The following is a 24757-nucleotide window of genomic DNA, read 5'->3' as shown; positions in this document are numbered from 1 at the left end:
TCACAAAGATAATTTTTTTTCCTACATTCGTTTTTCATTTTAAACGCCATGCAAGAAGATTTTTTACACCACATCTGGCAATACAGAAAATTTACCTATGTTTACTTACGTACTTTTAATGGGGAAGAACTTCGGATTCTCCATCCGGGCCATTATCTGAAACAGGCAGGCCCCGATTTTTTCAATGCCCAAATTTATATCGGAAATCAAAAATGGGCAGGCAATATTGAAATTCACATCAAATCTTCCGATTGGTATATCCACCATCATGAAAACGATCCTGCTTATGATGCCGTAATCCTACACGTTGTTTGGGAACACGATACTGGTGTTTTTCGGGCAGACAATACAGAAATTCCGGTTTTGGAATTGAAAAACTACGTTGCTAAGGAAATTCTAGAGAGTTATTATTCACTTTCATTCGCTAAATCCTGGATTTATTGTGAAAAAGATTTAGCTTCCGTTGATAAATTTGTCTTGAAAAAATGGCAGGAACGATTGTTTTTTGATCGGCTTGAACGAAAAGCACTTCTCATGCAGGAGCAGTTGCTTCGTAACAAGAACGATTGGGAAGCAACGTTGTTTTGTTTTTTGGCAAAGAATTTTGGTTTAAATACTAATGGAGATTCTTTCTTTGCGATTGCGGCTTCAATTCCGTTTTCGATTATACGAAAGGAAAAGAATGAACTTGAAAATCTGGAAGCCTTGTTTTTAGGGCGTGCCGGATTACTGGAAGAAGAAAAACAGGATGTTTATTATAATGACCTAAAGAATCGTTGGTGTCATTTGTCTGATAAATATCAATTAGAAAAGGCATTTATAGCACCAGTTCAATTTTTTAAACTTCGTCCCGATAATTTTCCAACAATCCGTCTGGCTCAACTGGCGCAATTATACCATCAACAGGACAATCTGTTTTCCAAAATGATGGCTTCCGAATCGGTTTCGGCTTTCTATACAATTTTTGATGTGAAGGTTTCTGATTATTGGCAGATCCATTATCAGTTCGATAAAGAAAGTCCGAAGAAACACAAGGGGTTAACTTCTTCTTTTGTGGACTTGTTGATCATGAATACCATCATTCCAATCCGGTTTGCTCTTGCCAAACAATTGGGTGAAGAGGTGACCGATGATTTAATCGGTTTTTTGGAAGAAATCGAAGCCGAGAAAAATGTAATCATCGATAAGTTTACAAATTTTGGAATCCATGCCAAAAATGCTTTTGATTCACAAACACTGTTGCAACTAAAAAATGAGTTTTGCAACGTTAAAAAATGTTTGCAATGCGAAATAGGTATTGAATTGTTAAAGAAATAATTACATTTGTACTATGGGATTGATAACCAATATACGTCACTTTTTCGAGAAACACGGTTTCGAAGTTTCTTCCCGTTTAGCCGATCGCCTTGGTATGAGGACCACGAGCGTTCGTCTTTTTTTTATTTACATTTCTTTTTTTACTGTCGGACTCTGGTTTGGAGTGTATCTTACACTTGCTTTTTTGTTCAAGTTGAAGGATAAGGTCTATACCAAACGCAGTTCTGTTTTTGATTTGTAAATCTCTCCATCATGAAAATTACGTCTGATTTTAAATACACCCGCGAACAGCGGAGTGGAATTGCTGTGCTTATTTTATTGATGATAATTGTGCAGTTAGCCTATTGTTTTTATTTTTCGGAAATTTCTTTTTCAGATCAACCAGTAAGTAAAGAGGAAAAAGAGTGGCTGGCATTACAGTCGGAAATCGATAAGCTTAAAATTGAAAAGGACAATATAAAGCATAAGATTTATCCGTTCAACCCAAATTTTATTTCTGATTTCAAAGGATACACATTGGGGATGTCGGTTGTTGAGATTGATCGTCTGCATAAATTTCGAAAAGGGAATCGATTTGTGAATTCCGTAGTCGAATTTCAAAAAGTCACCATGGTTTCTGATAAACTGCTGGCAGAAATGGCTCCTTATTTTAAGTTTCCGGATTGGGTTAAAAATGGTGCTAAGGGTGATTTTGTTTCTCGTTTTTCGAAGCCGACGATTGATAAAAAAACGAAAAGAATTGTGGCGGATATCAATTTGGCTTCCCAAGAAGATTTGATGAAGGTATATGGAATCGGTCCGGCTCTTTCCGAAAGAATTTTAAAGGAACGTGAAAAACTGGGGGCTTTTGTGTCGATGAAACAGTTGGATGATGTTTGGGGGCTTTCTCCTGAAGTCATTGCAAACATGAACGAATATTTTTCTGTTTTGACTTCCCCGAATGTCAAGAAGATTGATGTTAATGAGGCTTCTGTAAAAGAGTTGTCTCAATTTCCGTTTTTTAAATATCATCTTGCCAAGGAAATTGTTACTTACAGGAGCATGCAGGGGGCGATAAAAGGAAAAGACGATTTAAGAAAAATTAAAGATTTTCCTATTGATAAAGTTGATATAATTGCCTTATATTTGGCCTTTTAAAACAAATAAACAAACTATTGTAAGATAGTTAAATAATTCAAACTGTATGAATTCATTATACTTTACCGAAGAGCATCAATTATTTAGAGAGAGTTTGCGAGATTTTTTGCAAAAAGAAGTAGTTCCTCATATTGAAAAATGGGAAAAAACTGGAACGATAGAACGATTTATATGGAAAAAATTTGGTGAAATGGGCTTCTTCGGATTGCGTTATCCTGAGGCTTATGGCGGATTGAATTTGGATTTATTTTACACAGTTATCTTTTTAGAGGAGCTACAAAGAATCAAATCCGGAGGTTTTGCAGCTGCCATGTGGGCACATGCTTATTTAGCAATGACTCATTTAAATGCAGAAGGAGACGAACGAATTAAGCAAGAATATTTAGCAACTAGTATTTCTGGTGATAAAATAGGGGCTTTATGTATAACAGAGCCTTTTGGTGGGAGTGATGTGGCAGGTATGCGTACAACAGCTGTGAAAAAAGGTGATAAGTATGTTATCAATGGCTCTAAAACATTCATAACAAACGGAGTTTATGCCGATTATTATGTTGTTGCAGCTAAAACAAATTCGGAACTTGGAAATAAAGGGATCAGTATGTTTTTGGTGGATGCTAATATTGAAGGGATATCTGCTACTAAACTTGATAAATTAGGATGGAGAGCTTCTGATACAGCTGAAATAGCATTTGATAATGTTGAAATTCCTGCGGAGAATTTAATGGGAGAGGAAGGAAAAGGGTTTCCGTATATTATGCAGCACTTTGCCTTAGAGCGATTAATTATGGCTATTAATGCACATGCAAGTGCAGAGTATGCAATTGAATACACTTTAGAGTACATGTCGGAGCGTGAGGCTTTTGGAAGAACAATCGATAAGTTTCAGGCGTTAAGACATACGATAGTTGAGCATGCAACGGATGTAGAGCATTGTAAGTTGTTCAATTATGCTACTGTAGCCCGTTTGGATAAAGGGGAATACGTAGTGAAAGAAGCTACAATGGCTAAATTGAAGTCAACAAAAGTAGCCGATGAAACTATTTATAGTTGTTTGCAGATGTTAGGAGGTTATGGTTATATGGAAGAGTATCCTTTAGCGCGATTGTTAAGAGATAGTCGTTTAGGGCCAATCGGAGGAGGGACTTCGGAGATCTTAAAAGAAATCTTATCGAAAATGATTATCGATAAGCAAAATTACAAGCCGGCTGTAAAACATTAGTAGGTTGAATTAAGAGTATAAAAAGCAAAACCAAGAAACAAGAAATTGTTTCTTGGTTTTGCTTTTTTAGGGAAATCGTGAACGAAATAAACAGCGGAAGAAGTTAGCATTGAGTAAAATCTCTTCGCTTACGCTTTTGTTCTTGTTTCTTGAAAGTCAGTGTGAAAAATAATTCAAAATTTATAATTCATAATTCAAAATAAAGTTATAAGTTTGCGGCCTAAACGAGAGGAGGTGTCTAAACAATGTTAATTATCCCAATTAAAGACGGAGAAAATATCGATAGAGCATTAAAGCGCTATAAGAGAAAATTCGACAAAACAGGAACTGTTCGTCAGTTAAGAGCACGTCAGGCGTTTACTAAGCCATCTGTAACAAGAAGAGCTCAAATTCAAAAAGCACAATATATTCAAGGACTAAGAGATTCTTTAGAAGCATAGTCTTTTTTGAATAATAAAATTGCCGTTAGTATATGAAGTTTTTTAACTTTGTAACTAACGGTTTTTTTATGGTTTCTACTCAACAGGCGTATTACGATTATCTTCAGAAAGAGAAAAACTATTCTCATCACACACTTACGGCTTATCTTAACGATGTTTTTGAGTTTGAAAAATTCCTCGGAGAACATGATTCAGATGTGGTTTTGGAGTCGGTCGATTATTCTCAAGTGCGAAGTTGGATTGTTTCTCTGGTGGAAAACGGTATTTCCAATACTTCGGTTAACCGTAAAATATCATCGCTAAAATCGTTTTATAAATTTCTTTTAAAGACAAAGCAGATTGAGGTAAGTCCGCTTCAGAAGCATAAGTCTTTAAAAACACCTAAGAAGGTGCAGATTCCTTTTTCGGAAAAAGAACTTAAATTGGTGTTTGAGGAAAATGATTATCCGGATGACTTTGAAGGGATTCGAAATCGATTGATTATTGAGCTTTTTTATACTACCGGTATGCGTCGGGCTGAATTGATCGCGCTTGAACTTGGAAATTACAGTGCTTACAGCAAGACATTTAAGGTGTTGGGGAAGCGGAATAAGGAACGTGTTCTTCCGCTTCTTGAGTGTACTGTTGCGTTATTAAATCGTTATATTATTGAGAGAAATCGACTAACTGCAATCGAAAATTGCAATTTGTTAATATTGAATAAAAACGGTCATAAAATAAGTGAATCGTTTGTTTATCGATTAATAAATGATTACTTTAGTACTGTCTCTGAAAAAACAAAAAAGAGTCCCCACGTTCTTAGGCATACATTTGCAACCCATTTGCTTAACAATGGAGCCGATTTAAATTCAGTAAAAGAATTGTTAGGTCACGCAAGTTTATCTTCCACTCAAATCTATACGCACAGCAGTTTGTCTGAATTGAAGCGAGTTTATCAAGATGCTCACCCGCGAAACCGAAAATAATTCAAAGTGTAACCAAATAAAAATTTTTATTATGAAGGTAAATGTTCATGCTGTTAATTTTAACATTGACAGAAAATTGGTAGATTTTGTTCAGGAACGATTAGATAAGTTAGAAAAGTATTATGACAGGGTGGTGTCTTCCGATGTTTTCTTGAAATTGGATAATACGAGTGATAAAGAAAATAAGATAGTGGAGGTTAAGGTTATGGTGCCAGGTGATGATTTTATAGTTAAAAAGCAGTGTAAGACCTTTGAAGAGGCTGTGGATTTGTCTGTGGGTTCTTTAGAGCGTCTTTTGGTGAAGAGAAAAGAAATTGTTAGGGCGCATGCTTAAAAAAATAAAAAAAAAGAGAAAAATTATTTTGATTAAAAAATAAAATCTCTACATTTGCAGTCCGTTAGAAATAGCGGACTTTTTTTATTGTAGTTGCCGGTGTAGCTCAGCTGGCTAGAGCAGCTGATTTGTAATCAGCAGGTCGTGGGTTCGAGTCCCTCCATCGGCTCTGGTTTTTTAGCAACGAAAAATAAAAGAAGTTGGGGAGATACTCAAGCGGCCAACGAGGGCAGACTGTAAATCTGCTGACTAAGTCTTCGCAGGTTCGAATCCTGCTCTCCCCACAAAAAAGTATGATTGCCGGTGTAGCTCAGGGGTAGAGTGCTTCCTTGGTAAGGAAGAGGTCACGGGTTCAAATCCCGTCATTGGCTCAATTTGAAATTTGAACACTAATTATATAACTAAGATTAAATTATTAAATCATGGCAAAAGAAACCTTTGATCGTTCGAAGCCCCATTTAAATATCGGAACTATCGGACACGTAGATCACGGAAAAACAACTTTAACTGCTGCTATTACTAAAGTATTAGCTGACGCTGGTTTATCAGAAGCTAAATCATTCGATCAAATCGATAACGCTCCTGAAGAAAAAGAAAGAGGTATTACTATCAACACTTCTCACGTAGAGTATTCTACAGCTAACCGTCACTACGCTCACGTTGACTGTCCAGGTCACGCGGATTACGTTAAGAACATGGTTACTGGTGCTGCTCAGATGGACGGTGCTATCTTAGTAGTTGCTGCTACGGATGGTCCAATGCCACAAACTCGTGAGCACATCCTTTTAGGTCGTCAGGTTGGTGTGCCTAGAATGGTTGTATTCATGAACAAAGTGGATATGGTTGATGATGCTGAGTTGTTAGAGCTTGTTGAGATGGAAATCAGAGACTTATTGTCTTTCTATCAATATGATGGTGATAACGGACCAGTTGTTCAAGGTTCTGCATTAGGTGCTTTAAATGGTGAGCCTCAATGGGTTGCTACTGTTATGGCGTTAATGGATGCTGTTGATAGCTGGATTGAATTGCCAATGCGTGATGTTGAGAAGCCATTCTTGATGCCGGTTGAGGACGTATTTACAATTACAGGTCGTGGAACTGTTGCTACAGGTCGTATCGAAACTGGAGTTGCTAATACTGGAGATGCTGTTGAAATCATCGGTATGGGGGCTGAGAAATTGACTTCTACAATCACTGGAGTTGAGATGTTCCGTAAAATCCTTGATAGAGGTGAAGCTGGAGATAACGTAGGTTTATTATTACGTGGTATCGATAAAGCTGATATCAAAAGAGGTATGGTTATTATTAAGCCAGGATCTGTTAAGCCACACGCTCACTTCAAAGCTGAGGTTTATATCTTGAAAAAAGAAGAAGGTGGACGTCACACTCCATTCCATAATAACTACCGTCCACAGTTCTACGTACGTACAACTGACGTAACAGGTACTATCTCTTTACCTGCAGGTGTTGAAATGGTTATGCCAGGTGATAACTTAACAATCGATGTTCAATTGTTGAGCCCAATCGCTTTATCAGTAGGTTTACGTTTCGCTATCCGTGAAGGTGGTAGAACTGTAGGTGCTGGGCAGGTAACTGAAATCTTAGACTAATTCATATAGTCACTATAATAAAAACCAGCGGTTCGCTGCTGGTTTTTTAAACAAACGGGCGTAGTTCAAGGGTAGAATAGCGGTCTCCAAAACCGTTGATGGGGGTTCGAATCCCTCCGCCCGTGCAAAAGCAATATACAATGACAAAGGTTGTTAATTACATAACGGAGGCATTTGAAGAGTTAAAGTCAAATGTTGCTTGGCCAGAATGGGCTGAAGTACAAAAGTTAACTATAATAGTAGCTTTATTTTCTATTTTATTCGCGTTAGCAACTTGGGGAGTGGATTCCGTTTTTGCTAAAGCATTAGGATTTTTCTTCAATTGGTTAAAAGCTTAATTTTTTTGATATGATTGATAACAATGTCAAAAAATGGTATGTAGTTAGAGCGGTTAGCGGCCAGGAGAATAAGGTTAAGAACTATATCGAAACGGAAATTAATCGTTTGGGTATGGGTGATTATATTTCTCAGGTATTGGTTCCTACTGAAAAAGTAGTGCAGGTACGTGATGGAAAAAAGATCAGCAAAGACCGTGTTTATTTTCCAGGGTATGTTATGATTGAAGCTAACTTAACCGGAGAGATTCCACACATCATCAAATCGATTACCGGTGTAATTGGTTTTTTGGGTGAAACAAAAGGTGGGGAAGCGGTGCCGTTAAGACAAGCGGAAGTAAACAGGATGTTAGGTAAAGTGGATGAGTTATCTGTTAAGGTAGATCAGGGAGCTATACCGTATTCAGTTGGAGAAACTGTGAAAGTAATTGACGGTCCTTTCAATGGTTTCAATGGAACTGTTGAGAAAGTGAATGAAGAAAAGCGTAAACTTGAGGTAATGGTGAAAATCTTTGGAAGAAAGACTCCGTTGGAATTGAGTTTCATGCAAGTTGAAAAAGTATAATATCGTTACATGTATAAATCCACATCAATCGCTTCCAATTGATAGATGTGCTAAATTTTTTTAAAAATGGCTAAAGAAATTAGTAAAGTAGTTAAACTACAAGTTAAGGGAGGTGCCGCGAATCCTTCGCCACCGGTTGGACCTGCTTTGGGGGCTGCTGGGGTTAATATCATGGAGTTCTGTAAGCAGTTCAATGCTAGAACACAAGATAAACCTGGCAAAGTTTTACCAGTACAAATTACTGTGTATAAAGACAAGTCTTTTGACTTTGTTGTTAAAACGCCACCTGCTGCAATTCAATTATTAGAAGCAGCTAAATTAAAGTCTGGTTCAGGGCAACCGAACCGTAAAAAAGTAGCTAACGTTACTTGGGATCAAATTAGAGCTATCGCTGAAGACAAAATGGCTGACCTGAATGCTTTCGAAATCGAGAAAGCAATGAGTATGGTTGCCGGAACAGCTAGATCTATGGGTATAACAGTATCAGGAACAGCTCCTTTTTAATCCTATAAAGAATTAAGACATGGCAAAATTGACAAAAAAGCAAAAAGAGGCTGCAGCAAAAATTGAGAAGAACAAATTATACTCTTTGAAAGATGCATCTGCATTAATTAAAGAAGTTGCTTCTGCAAAATTTGATGAGTCTGTTGATATCGCAGTGAAATTAGGAGTAGATCCTAGAAAAGCGAATCAAATGGTAAGAGGCGTTGTTACTTTACCTCACGGTACTGGAAAAGATGTTAGAGTATTAGCATTAGTTACTCCAGATAAAGAAGCTGAAGCTAAAGCGGCAGGTGCTGACCACGTAGGTTTAGATGACTATTTACAAAAAATCAAAGATGGTTGGACAGATGTTGATGTAATCATCACTATGCCGGCTGTTATGGGTAAATTAGGTCCATTAGGACGTGTTTTAGGTCCAAGAGGTTTGATGCCAAACCCTAAAACAGGTACTGTAACTATGGATGTAGCAAAAGCTATTGAAGAAGTTAAAGCTGGTAAAATCGACTTTAAAGTTGATAAAACAGGAATCGTTCACGCTGGAATCGGAAGAATTTCTTTTGATGCTCAAAAAATCACAGAGAACGCTCACGAAATTATTCAAACATTAATCAAATTGAAACCAACTGCAGCAAAAGGTACTTATATTAAGAGTATCCACATCTCATCTACGATGAGTCCTGCAATTGCTTTAGATCCTAAAGCAGTTTAATTGGTAGTTAAAAATTTTTAGTATGACTAGAGAAGAAAAATCAATCGCGATTGAAGATTTAACTGCACAGTTGGCTGGTAGAAATATAGTATATTTAGCTGATATTTCTGGACTTAATGCAGATACTACTTCAAACTTAAGAAGAGCTTGTTTTAAAGCGGGTATCAAATTAGAGGTTGTTAAGAATACATTACTTGAAAAAGCAATGGAAGCTTCTGAAACAAACTTCGGTGAATTGACTACAGTTTTAAAAGGAAACACTTCTATATTAATTGCAGATACAGCTAACGCTCCTGCAAAAATTATCAAAGAATTCCGTAAAAAATCTGATAAGCCTTTATTAAAAGGTGCTTACATCAACGAAGAAATCTACATTGGAGATAACTTACTTGATTCGTTAGCGTCTCTTAAATCGAAAGAAGAGGTTATTGGAGAAATCATCGGATTATTACAATCACCAGCTCAAAGAGTTATTTCTGCTCTTAAGAACCAATTCAAAGACGAAGAGGGAGCTGAATAAGTTTAGCACTAATTAATTATTATATTTTACAAATCATTTTAAAAGATAGAAAAAATGGCAGATTTGAAACAATTCGCAGAACAATTAGTTAACTTAACAGTTAAAGAAGTTAACGAATTAGCAACAATATTAAAAGACGAGTATGGAATCGAGCCGGCTGCTGCTGCTGTAGTAGTTGCTGCAGGTGGAGGTGAAGCTGCTGCTGAAGAGCAAACTGAATTCACTGTAGTATTGAAAGATGCTGGAGCTTCTAAATTAGGAGTTGTTAAAGCTGTTAAAGAATTAACAGGTTTAGGACTTAAAGAAGCTAAAGATTTAGTAGATGCTGCTCCAACTAACGTTAAAGAAGGTGTTTCTAAAGACGAAGCAGAAGGTCTTAAGAAAGCTTTAGAAGAAGCAGGAGCTGCAGTTGAGCTTAAATAAGCTGACTTAAGTTATATAAGCTAGGTTTAGGCCTTTGAGAGTTTTTCTCAAGGCCTAAACCATTTTGCGTATAATAAAAATTAACTTTAAGTATAGTTTGAAATACGTAATATTTTTAATCAATACGAAGAAAGAAAATGAAATTACAACTTTCTGTTCATTTTCGGAGATGTATCGATTATTAAGAAGAAAGTAAAATTACACTGTGTTTTTGCACAAAACTTTTTTTTTAATCAAAATTTTGTCCATTGATGTTAACAAATCAGACTGAAAGATTAAATTTCGCCTCGACGAAAAACATCCCAGACTATCCGGATTTCTTGGATATTCAGGTAAAATCTTTTAAAGATTTTTTCCAATTGGAAACCAAATCTGATGAAAGAGGCAACGAAGGTCTTTACAATACCTTCATGGAAAACTTCCCAATTACTGATACAAGAAATCAGTTCGTATTGGAATTCCTAGACTACTTTGTTGATCCACCCCGTTATACAATTGAAGAGTGTATAGACAGAGGTTTAACGTATAGTGTGCCATTAAAAGCACGTTTGAAACTGTACTGTACAGACCCTGAGCATGAAGATTTTGAAACAATTGTACAGGATGTATATTTAGGTACAATCCCGTATATGACACCAAGCGGTACCTTTGTTATCAACGGTGCAGAGCGTGTTGTTGTATCTCAGTTACACCGTTCACCGGGTGTTTTCTTCGGACAATCTTTCCACGCTAACGGAACAAAATTATACTCTGCCAGAGTAATTCCTTTTAAAGGATCTTGGATTGAATTCGCTACCGATATCAACAGCGTAATGTATGCTTATATCGATAGAAAGAAAAAATTACCTGTTACGACTTTATTCCGTGCTATCGGATTCGAGCGTGATAAGGACATTCTTGAAATCTTTGACCTTGCTGAAGAAATCAAAGTTTCAAAATCAGGTCTTAAAAAATATATTGGTAGAAGACTTGCGGCTCGTGTATTGAACACTTGGCACGAAGATTTCGTGGATGAGGATACAGGAGAGGTTGTATCTATCGAGCGTAACGAGATTATCTTAGATCGTGACACTTTGTTAGATAAAGATAATGTAGAGGAAATTGTAGACGCAAACGTGAAATCTATCTTGTTACACAAGGAAGATAACAACCAAGCGGATTATGCAATTATCCACAACACGTTGCAAAAGGACCCTACAAACTCAGAAAAAGAAGCTGTAGAGCACATCTACCGTCAGTTGCGTAATGCAGAACCGCCTGATGAGGAAACTGCTCGTGGTATTATCGATAAATTATTCTTCTCGGATCAGCGTTATAACTTAGGTGAAGTTGGTCGTTACAGAATGAATAAAAAATTAGGTTTGGATATCCCAATGGAAAAACAAGTGTTGACCAAAGAGGATATCATCACAATCGTGAAGTATTTGATTGAGCTTATCAACTCTAAAGCAGAGATTGATGATATCGATCACTTATCAAACCGTCGTGTTAGAACCGTTGGAGAACAATTGTCTGCACAATTTGGTGTTGGTCTTGCTCGTATGGCAAGAACGATCCGTGAGAGAATGAATGTTCGTGATAACGAGGTGTTCACGCCAATCGATTTGATCAATGCAAAAACATTATCATCGGTTATCAACTCTTTCTTCGGTACCAACCAGTTATCTCAGTTTATGGATCAAACCAATCCATTAGCGGAGATCACACACAAGAGAAGATTGTCTGCCTTAGGGCCTGGAGGTCTTTCGAGAGAGAGAGCCGGATTCGAGGTGCGTGACGTTCACTATACTCACTACGGACGTTTATGTCCGATTGAAACACCAGAGGGACCAAACATTGGTTTGATTTCATCTCTTGGGGTTTATGCGAAAGTAAACGGAATGGGCTTTATCGAAACACCTTACCGTAAGGTAACCAATGGTACTGTAGATTTAGTTTCAACTCCTGTTTATTTAAGTGCAGAAGAAGAAGAAGGTAAGATGATTGCTCAGGCAAACATCGAGATGGACCAAACCGGTAAAATTACGGCTGAGAATGTTATTGCTCGTGAAGAGGGTGACTTCCCGGTTGTAGATCCTACGGTTGTTCATTATACTGACGTAGCACCAAACCAGATTGCTTCGATTTCGGCTTCGTTGATTCCATTCTTAGAGCATGATGATGCGAACCGTGCGTTGATGGGATCGAACATGATGCGCCAGGCCGTACCATTGTTACGTCCTGAATCGCCAATTGTTGGAACTGGTCTTGAGCGTCAGGTGGCTACTGATTCCCGAGTACTTATCAATGCAGAAGGTGAAGGAGTTGTTGAGTATGTAGATGCAAACATGATTACTATCAAATACGATAGAACTGATGCAGAGCGTGCTGTAAGCTTCGATCCGGATGAGAAAACATATCAGTTAATCAAGTTCAGAAAAACCAACCAGAGTACATCTATCAACTTGAAGCCTATTGTTAGAAAAGGTGACAGAGTTGCAAAAGGACAAGTACTTTGTGAAGGTTATGCAACGCAAAACGGAGAGCTTGCTTTAGGTAGAAACCTTCAGGTAGCGTTCATGCCTTGGAAAGGGTATAACTTCGAGGATGCGATTGTAATTTCTGAAAAAGTAGTTCGTGATGATATCTTTACTTCAATCCACGTAGACGATTACTCATTAGAGGTTCGTGATACGAAATTGGGTAACGAAGAGTTAACGAATGATATTCCAAACGTTTCTGAAGAGGCTACTAAAGACTTGGATGAAAACGGTATGATCAGAATCGGAGCAGAGGTTAAACCTGGCGACATTCTAATCGGAAAAATTACACCAAAAGGAGAATCAGATCCAACTCCTGAAGAGAAGTTATTAAGAGCGATCTTCGGAGATAAAGCGGGTGATGTGAAAGATGCTTCGTTAAAAGCATCTCCATCTTTACACGGTGTGGTTTTAGATAAAAAATTATTCGCGAGAGCGGTAAAAGATAAACGTAAACGTTCTAAGGATAAAGACGATTTAGCAGTTTTAGAAACTCAGTTTGAAGTGAAATTCGTTGAATTGAAAGACAAATTGGTTGAAAAATTATTCGAAATCGTTAACGGTAAAACGTCTCAGGGTGTAATGAATGATTTGGGTGAAGAAGTATTGCCAAAAGGTAAGAAATACACGCAAAAAATGCTTTACGCTGTAGAGGATTTCGCTCACTTAACTAAAGGTCAGTGGACTACAGATGACGAGTCAAATGCTATGGTAAATGATTTGATCCACAACTACAAAATTAAGTTGAACGATTTACAAGGTGCATTACGTAGAGAGAAATTCACGATCACTGTTGGAGATGAATTACCATCAGGTATCCTGAAACTTGCTAAAGTATACATCGCTAAGAAACGTAAACTGAAAGTTGGAGATAAGATGGCAGGTCGTCACGGTAACAAAGGTATCGTTGCGAAAATCGTTCGTCAGGAAGATATGCCATTCTTAGAAGACGGAACACCGGTAGATATCGTATTGAATCCACTAGGGGTACCATCTCGTATGAACATCGGACAGATTTATGAAACGGTTCTTGGATGGGCAGGTAAGAAATTAGGAAGAAAGTATGCTACGCCAATTTTCGACGGAGCTTCTCTTGATCAAATCAATGCCTTGACAGACGAAGCAGGAGTTCCAAGATTCGGTCATACGTATTTGTATGACGGAGGAACTGGAGAGCGTTTCCACCAGCCGGCAACCGTAGGTGTGATCTATATGTTGAAATTAGGACACATGGTTGACGATAAGATGCACGCACGTTCTATCGGTCCATACTCATTGATCACGCAGCAGCCTCTTGGAGGTAAAGCGCAGTTCGGAGGTCAGCGTTTTGGAGAGATGGAGGTTTGGGCTCTTGAGGCGTATGGTGCTTCAAGTACTTTAAGAGAGATCTTGACAGTTAAATCGGATGACGTTATCGGTAGAGCTAAAACTTACGAATCAATTGTTAAGGGTGAAACTATGCCGGAGCCAGGACTACCTGAATCATTCAATGTATTGATGCATGAATTGAAAGGTCTTGGATTAGACATCAGATTAGAAGAATAATAAAGAATGCAGTATTCAGTTCCAAAATATCGGAACTGAATACTTATTTATAATAAGTTTTTAAGGATTTATACCCGTAACCCGTTCCGATTTTTTATAAGAATGCTGTGCATTTTATAACTAGCACTTCAAATTTGAGTTCGAAGTTTAGAGAAGTAATTCGAGGTAGTGACGTAATAAATTGACTCTTTTTAAGAGTAAATAGTTAGTCTAAAATCAATTTTTAATTGCAAATAAATCAATAGTAAAAACTATGATGAATAATAGAAATAAAGATAAGAATACGATCAAAAGATTTAACAAGATTTCCATTGGTTTAGCTTCTCCGGAATCTATCCTAGCGGAGTCAAGAGGTGAGGTTTTAAAGCCGGAAACCATCAATTATCGTACCCATAAACCAGAGCGTGACGGTCTTTTCTGTGAGCGAATTTTCGGTCCTGTAAAAGATTTCGAATGTGCTTGTGGTAAATACAAAAGAATCCGTTACAAAGGGATCGTGTGTGACCGATGTGGGGTTGAAGTTACTGAGAAAAAAGTACGTAGAGACAGAGTAGGTCATATCAATTTGGTGGTGCCTATTGCTCACATCTGGTATTTCCGTTCACTTCCTAACAAAATTGGTTATATCCTTGGTTTGCCGTCTAAAAAATTAGACATGATTATCTACTACGAAAGATATGTAGTAATCCAGCCAGGTATTGCTAAAGGTCCAGACGGAGAAACTTTAAACAAATTAGATTTCCTAACTGAAGAAGAATATTTGAATATTCAGGATTCTCTTCCGATGGAAAACCAATATTTAGATGATACCGATCCAAACAAATTCATCGCTAAGATGGGTGCTGAGTGTATCATGGATTTATTGGCTCGTACCGATTTAGATGCTTTGTCATATGAATTACGTCACGCGGCTAATAATGAAACATCTAAACAAAGAAAAACAGAAGCGTTAAAACGTCTTCAGGTAGTGGAGTCTTTCCGTGAAGCAAATAATAACAGAGAGAACCGTCCGGAGTGGATGATCATGAAAGTTATTCCTGTTATCCCGCCTGAATTACGTCCGTTAGTGCCACTTGATGGTGGTCGTTTCGCGACTTCGGATTTGAACGACCTTTACCGTCGTGTAATCATCCGTAACAATCGTTTGAAGCGATTAATGGAAATCAAAGCGCCTGAGGTAATCTTGAGAAACGAAAAACGTATGTTACAGGAATCTGTAGACTCGTTGTTCGATAACACAAGAAAAGCTTCTGCTGTTAAAACAGAATCAAACAGACCATTGAAATCACTTTCTGATTCATTGAAAGGTAAGCAAGGTCGTTTCCGTCAAAACTTATTAGGTAAACGTGTGGATTATTCTGCCCGTTCGGTTATTGTCGTTGGGCCGGAAATGAAATTGTTTGAATGTGGTCTTCCAAAAGATATGGCTGCTGAGCTGTACAAACCATTCGTTATTCGTAAATTAATCGAAAGAGGAATCGTTAAGACAGTTAAGTCGGCTAAGAAAATTATCGACAAAAAAGAGCCGGTAGTATGGGATATCCTTGAAAACGTAATTAAAGGTCACCCGGTATTGCTAAACCGTGCTCCTACGTTACACCGTTTAGGTATCCAGGCGTTCCAGCCAAAATTGATCGAAGGAAAAGCGATTCAGTTACACCCGTTAGTGTGTACGGCATTCAACGCGGATTTCGATGGTGACCAGATGGCAGTTCACTTACCATTAGGACCTGAGGCTATTTTAGAGGCGCAATTATTAATGTTGGCTTCGCACAATATCCTTAACCCTGCCAATGGTGCGCCTATCACGGTACCTTCTCAGGACATGGTTCTTGGTCTTTACTATATGACCAAAGAGCGTTTGTCTACACCGGATCACAAGATTTTAGGTGAAGGTTTAACTTTCTATTCTGCAGAAGAGTGTAATATCGCTTTGAATGAAGGAAGAGTTGAGTTGAATGCTCGCGTTAAAATCAGAGCAAAAGATTTCAATGAAGAAGGAGAATTGGTAAACAAAATTATCCAAACTACTGCCGGTAGAGTATTATTTAATGAAGTAGTACCTGAAGCGGCCGGATATATCAATGAGGTATTGACTAAAAAATCGTTGCGTGATATTATCGGACACATTTTAAGTGCTACTGATGTACCTACAACTGCTGCCTTCTTGGATAACATGAAGGATATGGGATACAAATTCGCTTTCAAAGGTGGTTTGTCATTCTCATTAGGAGATATCCGTATTCCGGAACAAAAACAACAATTGATTGCAGACGCCAGAGAACAAGTTTCCGGTATCTCAATGAACTATAACATGGGTCTTATTACCAATAACGAGCGTTACAACCAGGTTATTGATATTTGGACTTCTGCAAATGCGCAGCTTACTGAGTTGGCAATGAAAAACATTAGAGAAGACCAGCAAGGTTTCAACTCGGTGTATATGATGCTTGACTCTGGGGCGCGTGGATCGAAAGAGCAGATTCGCCAGTTAACTGGTATGCGTGGTTTGATGGCTAAGCCGAAAAAATCAACTGCTGGTGGCGGTGAAATTATTGAAAACCCGATCTTATCAAACTTTAAAGAAGGTCTTTCCATCCTTGAGTACTTTATCTCTACTCACGGTGCCCGTAAAGGTCTTGCGGATACGGCTCTTAAAACGGCGGATGCTGGTTACTTGACTCGTCGTCTTCATGATGTATCTCAGGATGTTATCGTAAACTCTGTAGATTGCGGTACTTTAAGAGGTGTGGAAGTTTCGGCTTTAAAGAAAAACGAAGAGATTGTAGAGTCTTTAGGTGAAAGAATCTTAGGACGTGTTGCTTTACAGGATGTAATCAATCCGTTGAGTGGCGAGGTATTGGTTCACGCAGGTGAAGAAATTACCGAAGCTATTATGAAAGCAATCGATGCTTCTCCAGTTGAAAAAGTAGATGTTCGTTCGCCGCTTACTTGTGAGGCTCCGAAAGGAATCTGTGCTAAATGTTACGGACGTAACTTGGCAACTGGTAAGATGACGCAGAGAGGTGAAGCGGTTGGTGTTATTGCAGCACAGTCAATTGGTGAGCCTGGTACACAGTTAACACTTCGTACGTTCCACGTAGGAGGGGTTGCGGGAGGTATCTCTGAAGAGTCTAGCATCATCACTCGTTTTGCAGGTAGATTGGAAATCGAAGATCTTAAAACAGTTAAAGGAGAAGATAACGAAGGAAACTCAGTGGATATCGTAATTTCCCGTTCAACTGAATTGAAATTGGTTGATGAGAAAACAGGAATCCTATTAAATACACATAACATTCCTTACGGTTCGAGTATCTTTGTTAAAGATGGTCAGACAGTGGATAAAGGAGATGTAATCTGTAAATGGGACCCTTATAATGGTGTAATCATCTCTGAATTTACAGGAAAAGTTGCTTACGAAGATATCGAACAAGGACAAACGTTCATGGTTGAAATCGATGAGCAAACAGGATTCCAGGAAAAAGTAATTACAGAGGGTAGAAATAAAAAATTAATCCCTACTTTATTAATCTACGGAAAAGACGGTGAACTTATTCGTTCATACAACTTACCGGTAGGAGCTCACTTGATGGTTAACGACGGTGAGAAGATTAAAGCAGGTAAAGTATTAGTGAAAATCCCTCGTCGTTCTTCGAAAGCAGGCGATATCACCGGAGGTCTTCCAAGAATTACCGAGTTGTTAGAGGCTCGTAATCCTTCAAACCCTGCGGTGGTTTCTGAAATTGATGGTGTAGTATCTTTTGGAAAAATCAAAAGAGGTAACCGTGAGATTATCATCGAATCTAAATTCGGTGAGATTAAGAAATACTTGGTGAAATTATCAAGTCAGATCTTAGTTCAGGAGAATGACTTCGTAAGAGCGGGTGTGCCATTGTCTGATGGAGCAATCACTCCGGATGATATCTTGAGAATTAAAGGGCCAGCTGCTGTTCAGCAGTACTTGGTTAACGAGATTCAGGAGGTATACCGTTTACAAGGGGTAAAAATTAATGACAAGCACTTTGAGGTTGTAATTCGTCAGATGATGCGTAAAGTTCAGATTCAGGATCCGGGAGATACTCTATTCTTAGAAGATCAATTGGTTCACACTTCTGACTTTATTATCGAAAACGACAAGTTATATGGAATGAAAGTAGTGGAGGATGCAGGAGATTCTGAAAACCTGAAAGCAGGTCAGATTGTTTCTCCAAGAGATTTAAGAGACGAAAATTCATTGTTAAGACGTAATGATAGAAATCTTGTAGTGGCAAGAGACGTAGTTCCGGCAACGGCAACTCCGGTTCTTCAGGGTATTACAAGAGCTTCGTTACAAACAAAATCGTTCATCTCTGCGGCATCGTTCCAGGAAACAACCAAAGTATTGAATGAAGCTGCTGTTGCAGGTAAAGTTGACGGATTAGAAGGATTGAAAGAGAATGTTATCGTGGGTCACAGAATCCCAGCCGGTACCGGTATGAGAGATTACGACAACATAATCGTAGGTTCTAAAGAAGAGTTCAACGAACTTATGGCAGTGAAAGAAGAATTTAATTACTAGAAATTAAATTAATCACTATATTTATAAATCCTAACAGTGTCTTACTGTTAGGATTTTATATTTTAGCATAATTATTAAAAAGTAAGACGATGAGTGATAAAAACAATCAACAAGGACAAATTAATATTGAGTTGGACGAACAAACAGCAGAAGGGACTTATTCCAATCTGGCAATCATAAATCATTCGAACACCGAATTTGTTATTGATTTCGTAAGTATCATGCCTGGCGTTCCTAAGGCAAAGGTGAAATCCAGAATTGTGTTGACACCACAGCATGCAAAACGATTGTTAAACGCTTTAGGAGAAAATATCCACCGTTTCGAAAATGCGCATGGTGAGATAAAGGAAGCGGAACCAACACCAATCCCGTTTAATTTTGGTCCGACAGGGCAGGCATAATTGAATAAAAAAAAGTCTTTCAGCAATGGAAGACTTTTTTTGTTATATGGTGATTTTTATGTTCTCCTAATTGATGATTTTTTTTTGCTATAGGGATAAAATGCTTACATTTACTTGTTAAATGATTATGTCTGAATTGTCTTGTTTTTTAATGGCTTTCAGATGGTTTTGTAATGTAAATCAGTTCCTCAATGATAAAAATAAATACTTCTGATTCCGGTTTTTTTGAAAAATCAAAATCGATCAAAACCAACTTTTTGTTTTTCGTGATCTGTTTTTTTGGTTTTTCATTTTTTGGCTTTTCGCAATCCATTCAGGTAAACAGTGTAACTCCTAATCCTGTATGTGGCGGTGAAACAGTTACTGTTACCTTTCAGACAAGAAACGGGAATGGCTTTAATAGAAGATATTCATTCAGTACAAGCTTTAATGTTTATTTGAGTAGTAACACGGGAGGTGCTCCTTATTCCTTGTTGGGGCCATTAACGCTGCTTCCCTATACTTTTACAGGTGGTAATAATGCTGTTAATACGAATGTTCAGGGAACAATAACCTTGCCTGCCAATGCATCAGGGAATTATTCTATCGCGGTAGGTTCGACTGATCCTGATTTTTCAGCCGCTGACGGAAGCGGTGCTTCACCTAACTTTACAGTAAATGCTGCGCCCAATGGAGGAACGGTTTCGGGAGGTGCAATAGTATGTCCTGGTACGAATAATACTGTTTTAACACTGAGTGGTCATAGTGGAAGTGTCGTTAAATGGCAGTCAAGTACTGTTAGTGATTTTTCTTCTTCCGTGACTGACATTGTAAATACAACAACCAGTCTGATAGTTTCTAATGTTTCAGTTTCAACTTATTATAGGGTAGTGCTTACGAATGGCACCTGTTCATCAAGAAGTTCTGTCGCTAGTATAATTGTCAATCCGAATGCCGGTTCGGTTTCTTCGAATCAGAGCATATGTTCAGGAACCCAGCCCGCAAATATTGTTCTTGCAGGTAGTACTGGGACAATTCAATGGCAACGCTCCACCGATAATGTTGTTTTTTCTAATATTAACGGAGCTACATCTGCAACGCTTACGTCAGCACAAATGGGAACCTTAAGTGTGACTACATACTATAGAGCTGCGGTAACCGGAGGATGTGGTACTGTCAACAGTTCGGTTGTGACGGTTACAGTCTCTCCTGCGACAGTAGGAGGTACTGTATTGTCCGATGCTACGGTTTGTTCTGTGAATAATTCAACAGTGCTTACATTAACAGGTTATACAGGAAATGTTATTAAATGGCAGTCCTCAGCTATGCAAAATTTCAATAATCCGGTTGATATTGCCAATACGACAAATACGTTAACGGTTATCAATATAACATCAACTACTTATTATAGGGCGGTTGTTCAAAGCGGTGCTTGTGCCGCTGAAAATAGTTCACGTGTGAAAATTACTGTTCAAAACAGTCCAAACGGGGGAACACTCTCTGGAAGTACAACCGTGTGTTATGGAACCAACAGCACGACTTTAACCTTAACAGGTTATACTAATAATTCTATACAGAAATGGCAGTCATCACCGGTGAGTGATTTTTCTTCAGGAGTTACAGATATTGCTAATACTTCAGCAACTTTAACCGTGACTAATTTAACAGTAACAACCTATTATCGCGCGGTGGTAGGGAATCCGAATTGTACGGCTTATAGCACTACAGCAACAATTACGGTGAATCCAATGCTTACAGCTACGATTGTTTCCAATAATAGTCCAATCTGTTCGGGAAGTAATGCTGTTTTTAATGTAAGTGGAACCCCTGATGCAACGCTTACTTACACCATAAATGGAGGAAGTAATCAGACAATTGTTTTAACAGGTGGAGCAGCAATAATTACTGTTACAGGTGCTAATACAAACCAAACGTTGTCCTTGGTTTCCGTCAGTTTCGGAATTTGTACCCAGGTTGTCAGTGGTAGTTCGACAGTCGTGGTGAATAATTCAAATGTATGGACCGGAGCTATTGATAATCAATGGAACACGGCAGGGAACTGGAGCTGTGGAGCTGTTCCGACTCTTGGTGCAGATGTGACTATCAATTCGGGGAATGTGCTTGTTGTTGGGAGTGATGCTTTCGCTAATAAGCTGATGCTAAACGGGACTTCTGTTTTAACGGTTAGCTCTGGTAATAATATTACAGTTGCAAATGAGGTAATTGTTTCAAGTGGTGCCAATATGGTCATTCAAAATAATGCTAATTTGATTCAGATAAACGATGTGGCCAATTCAGGTTCTATTGTGGTAAATAGAAAAAGTTCAGCTTTAATGCGTTTGGATTATACCTTATGGTCATCGCCGGTAGCTTCACAAAATTTATTGGCTTTTTCACCATTAACAGTTTCAACCCGTTTTTATGTGTATAATTCGGCAACGAATGTGTACAGCACAATAGCACCGGCTTCTAATAATTTTCAGTTGGCTAAAGGCTATCTGATTCGTATGCCGGATAACCATCCTACAACACCAACCAAATGGGATGGTATATTCACTGGAGTACCCAATAACGGAAACGTCAATTTTAACGCTTACAATGGCGGGACTGGTTTAGGATTTAACGGGGTTGGTAATCCATATCCGTCTTGTGTGGATATGGCAAGTTTTGTCAATGGGAATGCCGGAAATATAACAGGAACGCTTTATTTTTGGCGCAAGACCAATAACGCTAACACAGATCCGGGTTATTGTACTTGGACTACCGCCGGTTTTGTTAGCAATGGCGAAGCACAGGTGGTTGATCCTCAAGGTATCTTGAGGACCGGACAGGGATTCTTGGTTGAAATGATTAATGGGGCAACCAATATTTCTTTTACGAATGCAATGCGTGTGGCCAATAACGCAGATCAGTTTTTTAAGAATGGTAATTTATCAGAGCAAAGAGTATTAAACGGAGATCGTATCTGGCTTAATGTATCGAATACTTCCGGAGCAAACAATCAAATGCTTCTGGGTTATTTCCAGACTGCTACTTTAGGGATAGATTATGGAATAGATGGTAAAGCAATAGAAGATTCACCTGTTTCATTAACTATGGAAATAGGTGGTGGCAATTATCTTATTCAGGGAAGACCTTCCTTTGATGCCTCGGATGTCGTTCCATTGCGGTTCAAAACTTCATTTGCAGGTACTCATACTATTTCCATTGATCATCTGAACGGAGTCTTCTCTGGGAACCAGAATGTTTATTTAAGAGATAAATTATTAAATGTTTCACACGATTTAAAAGGATCGTCCTATTCGTTTGCATCGGATGCAGGTGCTTTTGCTAATCGTTTTGAAATTATTTATCCGGCTTTGTTGAGTAGTAATCAAGTCAACTTTAGTGAGAATACAGTGATTGTGTTTAAGGATAAAAATGGGGATTTAAATGTCGATGCCAATAGTGTTGCTATAGATAAGATAGAAGTGTTTGATGTGAGCGGAAGAATGTTGATACAGAAAGAGGCAAAAAGTAATACTGCTGTTTTAATTTCAGAAATTAGAGAAGAAAATACTGTTTTGTTTGTTAGAGTTTTTTCTGAGGATGGCAGAATGGTAAATAAGAAAATTGTTTTTTAATCAGTCTTAAATAAATACAAATAAAAAATCCACCAAAAGGTGGATTTTTTATTTTATGCGGTTTTGTTTTTTCTTTTTCGGAAGAAATTAAGAGCTAATACAATTCCAAAAAGTGCCAGCCAAAACAATTTGCTGTTTATTGGAGCAACGGGTGGGTCATCATCTTCCAATCCGCCACCTCCGTCATCGGTTCCTGGTTGCGCGAACATTACAAAATCAGACATGAATAAAAAGCTGAAAATGTATATTTTTAGTAGGTTCGACTTCATGTGTTTTTAATTTTTTTAGAACTATTAATTTAGTTTTAGAACGAATTGTCAAAATGTAAATTAATCAAATTCGGAAGTGAAAAATAATTTTACAGTCGGATATTTACTTTGAGTCATCTGAATGGAAAAATCAGAATCAGCAAGAAAAACCAACTGATCGTATTTGTCTTTTGCCAAAAACTTTTGTTTGATACGTTTGAATTCGGCAAACTCTTCATTTTTAGGGTCTTCCGGTTTTACCCAACAAGCTTTAAACGCAGGGAAGTTCTCATAAGAACATTTAGCGCCATATTCGTGCTCTAAACGATACTGAATTACCTCATATTGTAAAGCACCTACGGTACCGATCACTTTTCGGTTGTTCATCTCGAGTGTGAAAAGCTGCGCTACACCTTCGTCCATCAACTGGTCTACTCCCTTTTCAAGTTGTTTAGCTTTTAATGGGTCGGCATTGTTAATATATCGGAAATGCTCTGGAGAGAAACTCGGGATTCCCTTAAACAGCATTAATTCACCTTCTGTAAGTGTATCTCCGATTTTAAAATTTCCGGTATCATGCAGTCCAACGATGTCTCCCGGATACGAAATATCTACAATTTCTTTTTTCTCGGCGAAGAATGCATTCGGACTTGAGAATTTCAGGTTTTTCCCTAAACGAACGTGTAAATACGGTTTGTTTCTCTCGAATGTTCCTGAAACGATTTTTACGAAGGCCAAGCGGTCACGGTGTTTTGGATCCATATTGGCATGGATTTTAAATACGAACCCGGAAAATTTGTTTTCGTCTGGTTTTACTTCACGTGTGTCGGAATCTTTTGGTCTTGGCGTTGGAGCGATTTCAATGAAACAGTCCAATAATTCGCGTACCCCAAAATTATTTAATGCAGATCCAAAGAAAACAGGTTGCAAATGTCCTGCTAAATAAGCTTCTCTGTCAAAAGTCGGATATACTTCGCTAATAAGTTCTAATTCTTCGCGAAGTTTGTTTGCGGGTCTTTCTCCGATAATTTTTTCCAGTTCCGGATTCTCAATATCGGAAAACTCGATGGTTTCTTCAATGTTTTTGCGGCTGTCTCCTTCGAAAAGGTTGATGTTTTTCTCCCAGATATTATAGATTCCCTTGAAATCGTATCCCATTCCAATAGGGAAACTCAACGGAGTAACGTGAAGTTTTAGTTTTTTCTCCACTTCATCCATCAAATCAAAAGCGTCTTTTCCTTCACGGTCCAATTTGTTGATGAAAACAATCATCGGGATGTTTCGCATGCGGCAAACTTCAACCAGTTTTTCCGTCTGCTCCTCAACTCCTTTTGCAACGTCAACAACAACAATAACGCTATCAACTGCAGTTAATGTTCTGAAGGTGTCTTCCGCAAAATCCTTGTGACCAGGGGTGTCGAGAATGTTGATTTTTTTGTCTTTGTAATTGAAAGCCAATACAGAGGTGGCAACTGAAATTCCTCTTTGACGCTCAATTTCCATAAAATCGGAAGTAGCTCCTTTTTTGATTTTATTGCTTTTTACGGCACCTGCTTCCTGAATAGCACCACCAAATAATAACAGTTTTTCTGTTAATGTTGTTTTACCGGCATCGGGGTGAGAAATAATCCCGAAGGTTCTTCTACGTTGTATCTCTTTTTGAAAACTCATCAGACAAAATTTGTGAGTGCAAAAGTAATTATAATTTACGAGAACTCATTTCATTATCCGAAAAATAGCCTTATGGTAATCATGTTCAATTTTGCGCATAATTTTTTGTTAATAGTATTTCGTATGGTTGTATAA

The 24757-nt window shown here is 38.1% G+C and carries 20 protein-coding genes and 4 tRNA genes; 22 read left to right on the top strand and 2 right to left on the bottom strand.

Annotated features, from left to right (window positions below; translation table 11 throughout):
* Positions 1-48 precede the first annotated feature (48 nt).
* From LZF87_RS00220 to LZF87_RS00115, 22 genes are all read left to right on the top strand, one after another.
* Positions 49-1317: a DUF2851 family protein gene (locus LZF87_RS00220; RefSeq protein ID WP_244340159.1), complete on the top strand. Its 1269-nt coding sequence runs from the start codon at positions 49-51 to the stop codon at positions 1315-1317.
* A 19-nt stretch (positions 1318-1336) separates the two neighbouring features.
* Positions 1337-1558, top strand: a complete 222-nt coding sequence (locus LZF87_RS00215; protein ID WP_244343832.1) for a PspC domain-containing protein — start codon at positions 1337-1339, stop codon at positions 1556-1558.
* Between the two features lie 11 nt (positions 1559-1569).
* A complete protein-coding gene (locus tag LZF87_RS00210) occupies positions 1570-2454 on the top strand; it encodes a ComEA family DNA-binding protein (RefSeq protein ID WP_244340158.1) in 885 nt (294 codons plus the stop codon).
* A gap of 46 nt (positions 2455-2500) precedes the next feature.
* Positions 2501-3673, top strand: a complete 1173-nt coding sequence (locus LZF87_RS00205) for an acyl-CoA dehydrogenase family protein (RefSeq protein WP_244340157.1) — start codon at positions 2501-2503, stop codon at positions 3671-3673.
* Positions 3674-3918: 245 nt separating this feature from the next.
* Positions 3919-4113, top strand: coding sequence for a 30S ribosomal protein S21 (gene rpsU / locus LZF87_RS00200; RefSeq protein WP_023573624.1), 195 nt, complete (start codon positions 3919-3921; stop codon positions 4111-4113).
* Between the two features lie 68 nt (positions 4114-4181).
* On the top strand, positions 4182-5078 hold the full coding sequence (locus LZF87_RS00195) for a tyrosine-type recombinase/integrase (RefSeq protein ID WP_244343831.1): 897 nt from the start codon (positions 4182-4184) through the stop codon (positions 5076-5078).
* A 31-nt stretch (positions 5079-5109) separates the two neighbouring features.
* Positions 5110-5412 carry a ribosome hibernation-promoting factor, HPF/YfiA family gene (gene hpf, locus LZF87_RS00190; RefSeq protein ID WP_244340156.1) on the top strand — a complete coding sequence of 101 codons (303 nt, stop codon included), beginning with the start codon at positions 5110-5112 and terminating at the stop codon, positions 5410-5412.
* Positions 5413-5507: 95 nt separating this feature from the next.
* Positions 5508-5581 (top strand) — tRNA-Thr (locus tag LZF87_RS00185).
* Between the two features lie 33 nt (positions 5582-5614).
* Positions 5615-5696: transfer RNA gene (locus LZF87_RS00180), tRNA-Tyr, on the top strand.
* Positions 5697-5711: 15 nt separating this feature from the next.
* Positions 5712-5783, top strand: a tRNA-Thr gene (locus tag LZF87_RS00175).
* A gap of 51 nt (positions 5784-5834) precedes the next feature.
* On the top strand, positions 5835-7022 hold the full coding sequence (gene tuf, locus LZF87_RS00170; RefSeq protein WP_023573627.1) for an elongation factor Tu: 1188 nt from the start codon (positions 5835-5837) through the stop codon (positions 7020-7022).
* Between the two features lie 54 nt (positions 7023-7076).
* Positions 7077-7147 (top strand) — tRNA-Trp (locus LZF87_RS00165).
* A gap of 15 nt (positions 7148-7162) precedes the next feature.
* Positions 7163-7360, top strand: a complete 198-nt coding sequence (secE, locus tag LZF87_RS00160; RefSeq protein ID WP_244340155.1) for a preprotein translocase subunit SecE — start codon at positions 7163-7165, stop codon at positions 7358-7360.
* 10 nt (positions 7361-7370) lie between these two features.
* Entirely contained in the window at positions 7371-7922 is a 552-nt protein-coding gene (nusG, locus tag LZF87_RS00155; protein ID WP_023573629.1) for a transcription termination/antitermination protein NusG, read from the top strand.
* 66 nt (positions 7923-7988) lie between these two features.
* Entirely contained in the window at positions 7989-8426 is a 438-nt protein-coding gene (rplK, locus tag LZF87_RS00150) for a 50S ribosomal protein L11 (RefSeq protein WP_023570837.1), read from the top strand.
* A 19-nt stretch (positions 8427-8445) separates the two neighbouring features.
* The gene (gene rplA, locus LZF87_RS00145) at positions 8446-9135 is read left to right on the top strand and encodes a 50S ribosomal protein L1 (protein WP_244340154.1); all 690 of its coding nucleotides are present in this window, start codon (positions 8446-8448) and stop codon (positions 9133-9135) included.
* Positions 9136-9157: 22 nt separating this feature from the next.
* The gene (rplJ, locus tag LZF87_RS00140; protein WP_244340153.1) at positions 9158-9655 is read left to right on the top strand and encodes a 50S ribosomal protein L10; all 498 of its coding nucleotides are present in this window, start codon (positions 9158-9160) and stop codon (positions 9653-9655) included.
* A gap of 54 nt (positions 9656-9709) precedes the next feature.
* Complete coding sequence (rplL, locus tag LZF87_RS00135) at positions 9710-10078, top strand: 50S ribosomal protein L7/L12 (RefSeq protein ID WP_244340152.1); 369 nt, start codon at positions 9710-9712, stop codon at positions 10076-10078.
* A gap of 251 nt (positions 10079-10329) precedes the next feature.
* Positions 10330-14142 (top strand): DNA-directed RNA polymerase subunit beta, encoded by a 3813-nt coding sequence (rpoB, locus tag LZF87_RS00130; protein WP_244340151.1) that lies wholly within the window; start codon positions 10330-10332, stop codon positions 14140-14142.
* Between the two features lie 253 nt (positions 14143-14395).
* A complete protein-coding gene (gene rpoC / locus LZF87_RS00125) occupies positions 14396-18700 on the top strand; it encodes a DNA-directed RNA polymerase subunit beta' (RefSeq protein WP_244340150.1) in 4305 nt (1434 codons plus the stop codon).
* Between the two features lie 89 nt (positions 18701-18789).
* A complete protein-coding gene (locus tag LZF87_RS00120) occupies positions 18790-19101 on the top strand; it encodes a DUF3467 domain-containing protein (RefSeq protein ID WP_244340148.1) in 312 nt (103 codons plus the stop codon).
* Between the two features lie 191 nt (positions 19102-19292).
* On the top strand, positions 19293-22703 hold the full coding sequence (locus LZF87_RS00115) for a hypothetical protein (protein ID WP_244340146.1): 3411 nt from the start codon (positions 19293-19295) through the stop codon (positions 22701-22703).
* 53 nt (positions 22704-22756) lie between these two features.
* On the opposite strand, the gene LZF87_RS00110 is transcribed toward LZF87_RS00115, so the two are convergent.
* Complete coding sequence (locus LZF87_RS00110) at positions 22757-22972, bottom strand: hypothetical protein (RefSeq protein WP_244340144.1); 216 nt, start codon at positions 22970-22972, stop codon at positions 22757-22759.
* A gap of 60 nt (positions 22973-23032) precedes the next feature.
* Positions 23033-24622 carry a peptide chain release factor 3 gene (locus tag LZF87_RS00105; protein WP_244340142.1) on the bottom strand — a complete coding sequence of 530 codons (1590 nt, stop codon included), beginning with the start codon at positions 24620-24622 and terminating at the stop codon, positions 23033-23035.
* Between the last annotated feature and the right edge of the window lie 135 nt (positions 24623-24757).

The sequence above is a fragment of the Flavobacterium enshiense genome (genome assembly GCF_022836875.1).
Taxonomy (GTDB): domain Bacteria; phylum Bacteroidota; class Bacteroidia; order Flavobacteriales; family Flavobacteriaceae; genus Flavobacterium; species Flavobacterium enshiense_A.
The sequence above is the reverse complement of the archived record's forward strand: the minus strand, read 5'-3'. Positions and strand labels throughout refer to the sequence as shown.

What these genes read in the sequence shown, in the direction of transcription:
- secE (WP_244340155.1), top strand. Translation starts at nt 7,163, where the DNA reads ATGACAAAGGTTGTTAATTACATAACGGAGGCATTTGAAGAGTTAAAG.
- rplJ (WP_244340153.1), top strand. Translation starts at nt 9,158, where the DNA reads ATGACTAGAGAAGAAAAATCAATCGCGATTGAAGATTTAACTGCACAG.
- rpoB (WP_244340151.1), top strand. Translation starts at nt 10,330, where the DNA reads ATGTTAACAAATCAGACTGAAAGATTAAATTTCGCCTCGACGAAAAAC.
- LZF87_RS00115 (WP_244340146.1), top strand. Translation starts at nt 19,293, where the DNA reads ATGATAAAAATAAATACTTCTGATTCCGGTTTTTTTGAAAAATCAAAA.
- LZF87_RS00120 (WP_244340148.1), top strand. Translation starts at nt 18,790, where the DNA reads ATGAGTGATAAAAACAATCAACAAGGACAAATTAATATTGAGTTGGAC.
- LZF87_RS00195 (WP_244343831.1), top strand. Translation starts at nt 4,182, where the DNA reads ATGGTTTCTACTCAACAGGCGTATTACGATTATCTTCAGAAAGAGAAA.
- LZF87_RS00220 (WP_244340159.1), top strand. Translation starts at nt 49, where the DNA reads ATGCAAGAAGATTTTTTACACCACATCTGGCAATACAGAAAATTTACC.
- rplL (WP_244340152.1), top strand. Translation starts at nt 9,710, where the DNA reads ATGGCAGATTTGAAACAATTCGCAGAACAATTAGTTAACTTAACAGTT.
- LZF87_RS00110 (WP_244340144.1), bottom strand. Translation starts at nt 22,972, where the DNA reads ATGAAGTCGAACCTACTAAAAATATACATTTTCAGCTTTTTATTCATG.
- LZF87_RS00205 (WP_244340157.1), top strand. Translation starts at nt 2,501, where the DNA reads ATGAATTCATTATACTTTACCGAAGAGCATCAATTATTTAGAGAGAGT.
- rplA (WP_244340154.1), top strand. Translation starts at nt 8,446, where the DNA reads ATGGCAAAATTGACAAAAAAGCAAAAAGAGGCTGCAGCAAAAATTGAG.
- rpoC (WP_244340150.1), top strand. Translation starts at nt 14,396, where the DNA reads ATGATGAATAATAGAAATAAAGATAAGAATACGATCAAAAGATTTAAC.
- rplK (WP_023570837.1), top strand. Translation starts at nt 7,989, where the DNA reads ATGGCTAAAGAAATTAGTAAAGTAGTTAAACTACAAGTTAAGGGAGGT.
- LZF87_RS00105 (WP_244340142.1), bottom strand. Translation starts at nt 24,622, where the DNA reads ATGAGTTTTCAAAAAGAGATACAACGTAGAAGAACCTTCGGGATTATT.
- LZF87_RS00210 (WP_244340158.1), top strand. Translation starts at nt 1,570, where the DNA reads ATGAAAATTACGTCTGATTTTAAATACACCCGCGAACAGCGGAGTGGA.
- tuf (WP_023573627.1), top strand. Translation starts at nt 5,835, where the DNA reads ATGGCAAAAGAAACCTTTGATCGTTCGAAGCCCCATTTAAATATCGGA.
- rpsU (WP_023573624.1), top strand. Translation starts at nt 3,919, where the DNA reads ATGTTAATTATCCCAATTAAAGACGGAGAAAATATCGATAGAGCATTA.
- nusG (WP_023573629.1), top strand. Translation starts at nt 7,371, where the DNA reads ATGATTGATAACAATGTCAAAAAATGGTATGTAGTTAGAGCGGTTAGC.
- hpf (WP_244340156.1), top strand. Translation starts at nt 5,110, where the DNA reads ATGAAGGTAAATGTTCATGCTGTTAATTTTAACATTGACAGAAAATTG.